The organism is Pseudofulvimonas gallinarii (genome assembly GCF_004343305.1).
GTDB classification, from domain to species: domain Bacteria; phylum Pseudomonadota; class Gammaproteobacteria; order Xanthomonadales; family UBA2363; genus Pseudofulvimonas; species Pseudofulvimonas gallinarii.
This window is the reverse complement of sequence record NZ_SMAF01000002.1, coordinates 70,963-80,128: the sequence shown is the minus strand read 5'-3', so window position 1 is coordinate 80,128 and position 9,166 is coordinate 70,963. Positions and strand designations below refer to the sequence as shown.

Here is a 9,166-nt window from a genome sequence, read left to right as displayed (position 1 = left end):
CGGCAGGATGCCGGGGCGCTGCGGATGATCGCGAGAGCGGATCGACAGCGCGCAATGCGGTACAGGATGTACCGCCACCCGACGCGGCAACGCGGCGGGTGGAGCAGGAGCGGGCTTTGCCCGGCCCTGCGAAGTGGAAGTCGCGGCAGGATGCCCGACCTTCCACAGAGATTTGGGGCGTCGCCAAGCTGGTAAGGCACGGGATTTTGATTCCCGCATTCGAAGGTTCGAGTCCTTCCGCCCCAGCCACACCGTTTCGCGTCGTCGGTAACGACGCGGGTGCGGATATTCCGCACCGTGCATCTTGGTTTCAACCGGCGACGTCGTCGCCACCACATGCCAGCAGGCGCACCCATGAACACCGACGGCATCCTGATCTTCAGCGGCAACGCCAACCGGCCTCTTGCCGAGGCGATCGGCCATGAGCTGGGCATTCCGTTGGGCAAGGCCCTGGTCGGAACCTTTTCCGACGGCGAGGTCCAGGTTGAGATCGAAGAGAACGTGCGTCGGCAGGAAGTGTTCGTGATCCAGCCCACCAGCGCGCCGACGGCAAGCCACTTCATGGAGCTGCTGGCCATCATCGACGCGCTCAAGCGCGCATCGGCGTCGTCGGTGACCGCGGTGATGCCGTACTTCGGCTATGCCCGCCAGGACCGTCGCCCGCGCTCGGCGCGCGTGCCGATCACCGCCAAGCTGGCGGCGAAGATGATCGGTGCCGTCGGTACCGACCGGGTGCTGACCGTCGACCTGCATGCCGACCAGATCCAGGGTTTCTTCGAGGTGCCGGTCGACAACGTCTATGCCTCGCCGGTGCTGCTCGCCGATATCTGGCGCCAGCAGGGTTCCGACGACCTGATCGTGGTGTCGCCGGACGTCGGTGGCGTCGTGCGCGCGCGCGCGATCGCGAAGCGCCTGGACGATGCCGACCTGGCGATCATCGACAAGCGTCGCCCGCGTCCGAACGAGTCGACGGTGATGAACATCATCGGCGACGTGCAGGACAAGCTGTGCGTGCTGGTCGACGACATCGTCGACACCGCCGGCACGCTGTGCGCCGCGGCGCGCGCGCTGAAGGAGCGCGGCGCCCGTCGCGTCGTCGCCTACTGCACCCATCCGGTGCTTTCCGGCGCGGCGATCGAGAACGTCGAGGGTTCGGTGCTCGACGAGCTGGTGGTGACCGACACCATCGCCCTGAGCCCGCGTGCGCGCCAGTGCAGCCGCATCCGCCAGCTCAGCGTCGCCGAGCTGCTCGCCGAAACCATCCGCCGCATCGCCTTCGGGCAGTCGGTGAGTTCGCTGTACGTGGATTGATTCCGGGGCACGTCGCCCGGACCGGCGTTGCGACGCCGGCCTGGCCGTCGGGTTCCGTTCCGAGCCTCCGCTGGTCGCGGCGGAGGCGCCCAGCCGAAAGGCAACACTGAAGCAAGAGAGAAAACCATGGCAACCAGCCACAAGATCGAAGTCGAACTGCGTGATGCGGGAGGGAAGGGTGCGAGCCGCCGCCTCCGTCATGCAGGCAAGGTGCCCGCCATTGTCTATGGCGGCGACCTGGAGCCGAAGTCCATCCAGATGGATCACAACACCGTCTGGCTGCTGTCGCAGAACGAGTGGTTCTACTCGGCCATCCTCGACCTGAGCCTCAACGGCGATGTCCAGCCGGTGCTGCTGCGTGACCTGCAGCGTCATCCGTTCAAGCAGCAGATCCTGCATCTGGACTTCCAGCGCGTCGACCTGAGCCAGGCGATCCGCGTCCGCGTGCCGCTGCACTTCCTCAATGAGGACAAGTCGCCGGCCGGCAAGACCTCCGGCGTCGTCATCTCGCACGCGTTCACCGACGTCGAAGTCGCGTGCCTGCCGCGCAACCTGCCGGAGCACATCGAAATCGACCTGGGCAACCTGCAGGTCGGCGACATCGTCCACCTGTCCGACCTGAAGCTGCCGGATGGCGTGGAAATCCCGGAACTGAAGCTGGGCAAGGAACACGACCACGCCGTGGTCACCGCCCGCGAAGTCCAGGCCGAGGAAGAGCCGGCCGAGGGTGAAGCCGAGGGCGACAAGAAGTAATTGCTTCGGCGGTCCGCTTCCGGAAGGGCGGGGATCTCCCCGCCCTTTTCATTTGCCGGCGGCACGGCGCGTTCATGCATGGCGCGGCGGATGCCAACGGCCGCTGAGCGCGGACCCCTCTGCGGCGGTCACTGCCGGCGTACTGGGTTAGGCTTGCCCGGTCCTGACAGGAGACCTGCCCATGCGCTTCATCGCCTCGATCATTGCCGCCACATTCCTGGCAGGCCCGGTGCCCGCGCTGGCCGCCGACGCGGTTCATTCCAGCGAGAAAGGCCCGCTTCGCGTCACGACCGTCGCATCGGGACTGCAGTTTCCGTGGTCGGTGGCCTTCATGCCCGACGGACGCATGCTGGTGACCGAGCGTCCGGGCCGCCTGCGCATTGTATCGCCCGACGGGACGGTTTCCGATCCGGTCAAGGGCGTTCCCGAAGTGCACTACCAGGGCCAGGGTGGGCTGCTCGACATCGCCCTTGATCCACGATTCGCCGACAACGGCGTCCTCTACCTGTCCTATGCGGAAAAGCTTCGCAACGGCGCTGGTACCGCCGTGTCGTCGGCGCGCCTGGAAGGCGATGAACTCAAGGACGTGGAGCTGCTGTTCCGCCAGGAGCCGAAGGTCGCGCAGGGCGACGTCCACTTCGGGTCACGGCTGGTTCCCGATGGCCGCGGCCACCTGTTCATCACGCTGGGCGAACGCAACCAGCGCGCCGATGCGCAGCGCCTCGACCGCCACCAGGGCAAGGTCGTGCGCATTTTCACGAGCGGCCTGGTGCCGGACGACAACCCGTTCACGCAAACACGCGATGCCATGCCCGAGATCTGGTCATACGGCCATCGCAACGTGCAGGGTGCGGCGCTGCACCCGGTGACCGGCGAGCTCTGGACGCACGAGCACGGTCCGCGCGGCGGCGACGAGATCAACATCGCGCGCGCCGGCGGCAACTACGGCTGGCCCGTCATCACCTACGGCATCAACTACTCAGGTCAGCCGATCCCGGAAGCCGAGGGCACTGAGCGCGAAGGCATGGAGCAGCCGTTACACATGTGGAAACCTTCGATCGCGCCCAGCGGGATGGCGTTCTACGACCACGACCGCTTCCCGGACTGGAAGGGCAACCTGTTCGTCGGCGCGCTGGCGTTCCAGCTGGTTGCGCGGCTTGAGCTGGACGGCGAGCGCGTGGTGCACGAGGAGCGCATCCTCCTCGACATGAAGAAGCGCATCCGCGACGTGCGCGTCGGGCCGGACGGTTTCCTGTACCTGCTCACCGACGAAGCGGATGGCAAGCTGCTGCGGGTCGCAATCGAACCGCGCGCCTGAGGGATGGAAAAAAGCCCGGCGCATCCTGCGCCGGGCCATGGTCACGCCGGCCACGGCATCGCGACCGGCGTCCTGCCTTGCTGAGAGCAACCCGGCCGGTTATCGCCAGCCGCAGTCGCGGCCGGCGTTCTGCTCGTCGAGCCAGGTCTTCAACGGCGCGAAGTAATCCAGGATCGCGCTGGCATCCATCTGCCCGGTTCCGGTCAGCTCGCGCAGCGTCAGCTGCCATGGCTGGCTGTTGCCCCGCTGCAGCATGGCCCAGAACTTTTCGCCGGCGGCCTTATTGCCATACACCGAGCAGGTGTGCAGCGGACCGGTGTGGCCGGCGGCGTCGCAGAGCGCCTTGTGGAACTGGAACTGCAGGATGTGGGCGAGGAAGTAGCGCGTGTATGGCGTGTTGCCCGGGACATGGTACTTGGCGCCCGGATCGAAATCCTCTTCGGTCCGGCCTTCGGCGCTGATGCCCTGGTACTGGCGGCGCAGCTGCCACCAGCCGTCGTTGTAGCGCTCCGGCTTGATGCGGCCGTCGAACACCGCCCAGCGCCACTGGTCGATGAGCTTGCCGAAGGGCAGGAACACCACCTTCTCCAGCGCCAGTTTCATCTGCTCGTTGAGCGTGGCCTGCGGGTTCTCGGCTGCCGCCGGCACCAGGCCGATGCTGGAGAGGTACGAAGGCGTCAGCGACAGCATGACCGTGTCGCCGATGGCTTCGTGGAAGCCGTCATGCGCGCCGTTCTGGAACAGAGGCGGCAGTGCGTTGTAGGCCAGGTAGTAATAGATGTGGCCAAGCTCGTGGTAGATGGTGCGGAATTCCTCCTCGTTCGGCTTGATGCACATCTTGATGCGCACATCGCCCTGCATGTCCATGTCCCAGGCCGAAGCGTGGCAGACGACCTCGCGGTCGGCGGGCTTGGTGAACTGCGAGCGCTGGTAGAACGACGCCGGCAGCGCCGGCATGCCCAGCGAGGTGTAGAAATCCTCGGCGCGACGCGTCATCGCCGTCGCATCCATGCCACTGGCCTCGATGGCGGCATCGACGTCAAGGCTGGTCACCCCCGGATACGGCTCCACCAGCGGATACAGCGCCGACCAGTCCTGCGCCCACATGTTGCCGGTCACGTGTGCCGGGATGGTGCCGTCCTCCGGCATGCGGTCGCCATAGCGCGTGCCCAGCGCATGGCGGACGTGGCAGTGCAGGGACTCGTACAGCGGCTTCACCTGGTCCCACAGGCGATCGGTTTCCGCCTCGAACTCCGCCGGGCTCATGTCGTAGCCGGCGCGCCACATCTCGCCGCCATTGGCGAAGCCCAGTTCGCGCGAGCCTTCGTTGACCAGCTCCACGAAGCGCACGTAGTCGCGACGCATCGGGCGCGAGATGGTGTGCCAGCCGCGCCAGGCATCCAGCTGTGCATCCCAGTCGCGATCCTTGTACAGCACGTCGGAGAGCTCGCCGAGATCGCGGCAGGTCGCTTCGTTGCCCGGATCGCCGCAGTGCTTGCCGGAACCATAGAGGGCTTCCATGCGCGCCGCGATGGCGGCCAGTTCACTGCGCCGGGCGGCATCGGAGGGCGCAGGCATCGCCGTCTGCAGTTTCAGCAGTCCGAGCGTGCGTGCGCTGGCCGCGTCGATGCCCGGCACCGATGCGAACACCTTGGCCGCTTCGTTGGTCTGGTTGAGCCAGGCCAGGTTGCGCTCGTTCGCCTTGGCGGCGACCAGCTGCGAATCGCCGTTGATGTAGGTCGAGGCGATCCATTGCGCCGACGACAGTTCCGGATAGCTGGCGCGGTATTCGTCATTGATGCGGGCCACGAAGTCGCGTGCGGCCGCCGCATCGACGGACTTTGCGCTTGCGCCACCGCGGTTGCCGGCATCGGCGCTGCCGGACTGCGCAGGGCCTGACAGCGCGACGGCGATCAGCGCGGGAAGCAGGAGGGTTCGGGTCATTCGGGTGTCTCCCTGTAGGTGCCGGCAGGCTAGGTGGAGCAGGGTAGCTGCGCAAGTACGGCCCGGGTGCGGCCGGCGCGATACAGTTGCCTGTCAGGTGATGGAGGTGCGGTGGCGATGGGCTCGCGAATGACTTTCAAGGGCGTGCTCGCAACGGGTCTGGCGTTGCTGATGTGCGCGTGCACCCGGGTGCCGGCCGAGCAGCGGCTGCGGGAAACAATGGCCGCCATGGAGACCGCCATTGAAGACGGAGACATTGCCGGGTTCATCGAGCATGTCGGGCCGGATTTCAATGGCAACGACGGCCAATTCGACCGCCGCCAGCTGCATGGCTGGTTGCGCGCGCTGACGCTGCGTCGCGAACGGATCGGCATCAGCACCGGCCCCTACGAGATCCGGCTCCACGCGGGTGGGCGCGCGACCGTGAAGGTCGATGCCGTGGTCACCGGCAGCGCCGGTGGCTGGCTGCCGGACAGCGGCCGGCATGTGAAGGTCGAAAGCGTCTGGCGCGAGGACGACGGCCAGTGGCGCTGCGTCAGCGCGAACTGGACCGACTGAGCGGCCGGTCCAGTCGCGCCGGGCATTCAGCCGCGTCCGAGGCTGAAGTTCACGGGTATCACGATCCACGCCTCGCGCGGCACGCCATCGACGCGCGCCGGACGGAAGCGCCAGCGCTGTACCGCGTTGAGCGCCGAGCGGTCCAGGCGGGCATGGCCGCTGCTGCGATGCAGGCGGACCTGCGTGGTGCGACCGTCGACGCCCACCAGGACGCGCAGCAGGACTTCGCCTTCCTCGCCACGCGTACGCGACAGCGGGGGGGTAGGCCGGCGCCGGCGCATGGTCGTAGGCGACGGAGGCCGCTTCGCCGGGAGGCACCGCAGGCGTCGAAGCCGTATCGGCCGCCACCGGTGCGAATCGGGAATCCGGCGGCGCTTCGAGGCTTGCCGCGGCGCCGGTCGCGACGGCAGGGATGGCCTCGTCGACCACCGGCAGCGGACGCGGCCGCGGCTCCGGGCGGCTCACCGGTGGCACGGTTTCGGCCACGGGTACCACCGGCGCCTCGATGGGTGGCGGGTCGCGCAGCTCCACGGTCATCGGCGGCGGTGGTGCGCGCACCAGGTCGAGCGGCGTGCGCGGCGCGTTCATCGCCAAGAAGGCGGCGGCGACGGCAAGCACATGCAGGTTGACGGTTGAACTCAGTGCACCGATGCGGCGCCAGCTCAGCGGTTCGGTCGGAGTTGTCCGGCTCATGGCGATCTCCCTGGAGTGACCGGCATCCCTGCCCGTTGGGTCCTTGACATGTGGTACCCCGGGCCCTGACAAAGGGCCATACATGGGAATGAATCCCATTCATGATTCGCTCAGGCGCGAAAACGATTCATTTCGTCGTCGGAAATGGTGCTGGTGCCCACTTGTCAAGAGCGTATTTCATTCACGTATACTTCAGGCACTGGTCCTGGACGGTCGCCTGTGCCGAGGGGTCAGATGCCGGACCTGACGCGTTGCAGCCCGGCATCCGCCGCCTGCTCCGCTATCCGTACATCCAGTAAGTCGGCCGTCCCGATACGGCCTTGTCTACAAATCGTTTCGGAGTGTGTACATGTCTGACCGGCAGATCGGCACCGTGAAGTGGTTCAACGATGCCAAGGGATTCGGGTTCATCAGCCGGGACAATGGTCCCGATGTTTTTGTCCACTTCCGGGCCATCCAGGGAACGGGCTTCCGCAGCCTGCAGGAAGGCCAGAAGGTGAGCTTCAAGGTGGTCCAGGGCCAGAAGGGCCTGCAGGCGGACGAAGTTTCGCCGGCCTGAAGCTGACAGGAGAACAAGAGGCAGGGAGGGAGACCCCGGCTGGAAAGCCGGGGTTTTTTGTTGCCGGTGGTGACTACCGGCCGCGCAGGATCGCCGGCAGTTCAGGCATCAGCGTGTTCGGATCGATAGCGCCATGCACCTCGCCGGGCAGGACCGTCACCTTCTGCAGGCGCTGGCGCTCGCAACCGGTCGAGGACGGGCAATCCGCCATCGGGCTGCTGTAGACGCCGAACAGGCGGTTCGGATTGTCCTCGGTGGCGAACGCCGTGAGGTAGTAGTCACCGGCGGGCAGGTGCTCGATCACGTAATCGCGCTGGCCGGTCGATGTCAGGACGCAGGTGGGTTCGCTGCGGCGATCGACGGGCGTGGCGCACACGCGCATGGCAGGGACGGGCTGCTGACCGCGGAAATCCAGCGTCCCGGCAACGCTGCCGTGTGGCGGCAGATCGCCGGCCATGCGACAACGCACTTCGGCACGACCGTCTTCACGCGTATCCAGTTCGACGTGCATGCCGGTATCGGCGCTCACGCCCTCCGGCACTTTCGGCCTGACCGCCGCCGGGCCGCTGTTGAGGACCACCGAAAGAATGCGGCTGCCATCGGCCTGCCGGGCCAGTTCAAACTCGCGTACCGGCGTGCCGAACGCGCGTGCGGTTCCACCCGTGCAGGACAGTCGCAAGCTGCGCACGCCATTGTGTTCGCGACAGCTGAAGCCGGCTGCGGTGGCGGAGGCTGCGAGGTCCTCGTGGCCCCGCGACCACGCGCCGGCCTCTTCGCAGGCGAGCACCGCGTCAAGCGCTGACGCGGCGCTGGCCGACAGGGCGGTTCCGGAGGCAAGAACGCCGATCAGTAATGCAAAGGTGCGCATGACAGTCTCCTGCGCCCGGGCTTTACAGCGGGCGGGCGCGATTGCCGGACACGCGCACGCGCGAGCCTTCGCGCAGGCTGTAGATGTCGCGCTGCGTGAGCACCAGGCGACGGCCGTCATCCATGGTCACGAACACGTCGTAGGTCGGAGCGCCACGCACGTTCTTTTCGATCTGGTGTCCGGCAACGCCACCGGCGACAGCGCCGGCCACCGTCGCGGCATCGCGACCGCGACCGCTGCCGACCTGGCTGCCGAGAACGCCACCGACGATCGCGCCGACAACGGCACCACCGCCGCCGGCGCGGCGTTCGCCGTAGAACACTTCTATGCGATCGACGACGCCACAGTGCTGGCAATAGGCGTAGCCGCCCGGGGCCGTGCCATAACCGTAACCGGAACGGTTGTAACCGCTGGTGGCGCAGGCCGTCAGCGAAAGGGAAACCAGTGCGAGGGTAAGGATGCGGGCAATCATGGGACGGTTCTCCTGTTTGGGCAGGCGCGGACGCTTGCGTTGCGACTAACCCTAAACCGCGGGATCTGAACGGTCCTCTAAGAAAACCGCCGTCTTCCGCACCCGTTCAGCGGTAGTCGCGATGGCAGGCCTGGCAACCCTTGCGGACCTCGCCAAGCCAGCTGTCGAGGTCGGCGCAGCCTGAAAGTTTTTCAGGGAGGACCGTCGCCGACTGGAATTCCTGGCTGCGTCGTGCGAAGCCCGGGTCGGGGCCTTCCGGCGTCGCGAAAGCGAAGTCGATTTCCCGTGCGGCGAAGTGGATCTGCTGCAACCTTGACCAGGCCTTCCCGCCAGTGCAGGCGGCATCGTCCTGCAATGCGCGCAGGTGATCGACGTGGCGCGCCAGCACGATCATCGTGGCGCGACCATGCGCGCCCTTCTTGGCCAACGCCTGCGCGACGGAAAAGGCGCATACCGCGCCGACGACCAGGCCGATCAGCAGGACGACCAGTGTTTTCTTGCCCATGAAAGCCTCGCTGGATTCACCCGCAGTGCGAACGCGCGGGCGTCCGGCTGCATGACATGACAGAGCGGCAAGGATAGCCGGCTGGTGGCCCGGGCGACGAGCCACCGGGAACCTGTGTGCATTCCACGTGGCCCCTGATCGGCGCGCTCCGCGTTCCAGGTGGTGAAAGGACCGTCGATGGCGAG

11 protein-coding genes and 1 tRNA gene are annotated in these 9,166 nt (G+C 66.8%); 7 read left to right on the top strand and 5 right to left on the bottom strand.

Annotated features, from left to right (window positions below; all coding sequences use genetic code 11):
• Positions 1-173: 173 nt before the first annotated feature.
• The 4 genes from EDC25_RS02030 (at position 174) to EDC25_RS02015 (ending at position 3,382) form a co-directional block, all read left to right on the top strand.
• Positions 174-249, top strand: a tRNA-Gln gene (locus tag EDC25_RS02030).
• A gap of 105 nt (positions 250-354) precedes the next feature.
• Positions 355-1,311: a ribose-phosphate diphosphokinase gene (locus tag EDC25_RS02025; RefSeq protein WP_123520832.1), complete on the top strand. Its 957-nt coding sequence runs from the start codon at positions 355-357 to the stop codon at positions 1,309-1,311.
• 126 nt (positions 1,312-1,437) lie between these two features.
• Positions 1,438-2,064: a 50S ribosomal protein L25/general stress protein Ctc gene (locus EDC25_RS02020; protein WP_123520831.1), complete on the top strand. Its 627-nt coding sequence runs from the start codon at positions 1,438-1,440 to the stop codon at positions 2,062-2,064.
• A 181-nt stretch (positions 2,065-2,245) separates the two neighbouring features.
• On the top strand, positions 2,246-3,382 hold the full coding sequence (locus tag EDC25_RS02015; protein WP_123520830.1) for a PQQ-dependent sugar dehydrogenase: 1,137 nt from the start codon (positions 2,246-2,248) through the stop codon (positions 3,380-3,382).
• A 99-nt stretch (positions 3,383-3,481) separates the two neighbouring features.
• Here EDC25_RS02015 and EDC25_RS02010 read toward each other — a convergent pair whose 3' ends face one another.
• Positions 3,482-5,326 carry a M2 family metallopeptidase gene (locus tag EDC25_RS02010; RefSeq protein ID WP_132577187.1) on the bottom strand — a complete coding sequence of 615 codons (1,845 nt, stop codon included), beginning with the start codon at positions 5,324-5,326 and terminating at the stop codon, positions 3,482-3,484.
• 129 nt (positions 5,327-5,455) lie between these two features.
• On the opposite strand from EDC25_RS02010, the gene EDC25_RS02005 reads away from it, so the two are divergent.
• Positions 5,456-5,884 (top strand): Cif family virulence factor, encoded by a 429-nt coding sequence (locus tag EDC25_RS02005; RefSeq protein ID WP_123520829.1) that lies wholly within the window; start codon positions 5,456-5,458, stop codon positions 5,882-5,884.
• A 26-nt stretch (positions 5,885-5,910) separates the two neighbouring features.
• On the opposite strand, the gene EDC25_RS02000 is transcribed toward EDC25_RS02005, so the two are convergent.
• On the bottom strand, positions 5,911-6,165 hold the full coding sequence (locus tag EDC25_RS02000; RefSeq protein WP_123520828.1) for an energy transducer TonB: 255 nt from the start codon (positions 6,163-6,165) through the stop codon (positions 5,911-5,913).
• Between the two features lie 131 nt (positions 6,166-6,296).
• On the opposite strand from EDC25_RS02000, the gene EDC25_RS01995 reads away from it, so the two are divergent.
• Positions 6,297-6,596: a hypothetical protein gene (locus EDC25_RS01995; RefSeq protein WP_123520827.1), complete on the top strand. Its 300-nt coding sequence runs from the start codon at positions 6,297-6,299 to the stop codon at positions 6,594-6,596.
• A gap of 330 nt (positions 6,597-6,926) precedes the next feature.
• Positions 6,927-7,136 (top strand): cold-shock protein, encoded by a 210-nt coding sequence (locus EDC25_RS01990; RefSeq protein ID WP_123520826.1) that lies wholly within the window; start codon positions 6,927-6,929, stop codon positions 7,134-7,136.
• 73 nt (positions 7,137-7,209) lie between these two features.
• Here EDC25_RS01990 and EDC25_RS01985 read toward each other — a convergent pair whose 3' ends face one another.
• The 3 genes from EDC25_RS01985 to EDC25_RS01975 all read right to left on the bottom strand — a co-directional run bounded on the left by EDC25_RS01985 (position 7,210) and on the right by EDC25_RS01975 (position 8,981).
• On the bottom strand, positions 7,210-8,004 hold the full coding sequence (locus EDC25_RS01985) for a hypothetical protein (RefSeq protein ID WP_123520825.1): 795 nt from the start codon (positions 8,002-8,004) through the stop codon (positions 7,210-7,212).
• A 22-nt stretch (positions 8,005-8,026) separates the two neighbouring features.
• Positions 8,027-8,476 (bottom strand): glycine zipper 2TM domain-containing protein, encoded by a 450-nt coding sequence (locus EDC25_RS01980; RefSeq protein ID WP_123520824.1) that lies wholly within the window; start codon positions 8,474-8,476, stop codon positions 8,027-8,029.
• A 106-nt stretch (positions 8,477-8,582) separates the two neighbouring features.
• Positions 8,583-8,981 (bottom strand): hypothetical protein, encoded by a 399-nt coding sequence (locus EDC25_RS01975; RefSeq protein WP_123520823.1) that lies wholly within the window; start codon positions 8,979-8,981, stop codon positions 8,583-8,585.
• Positions 8,982-9,166: the final 185 nt, after the last annotated feature.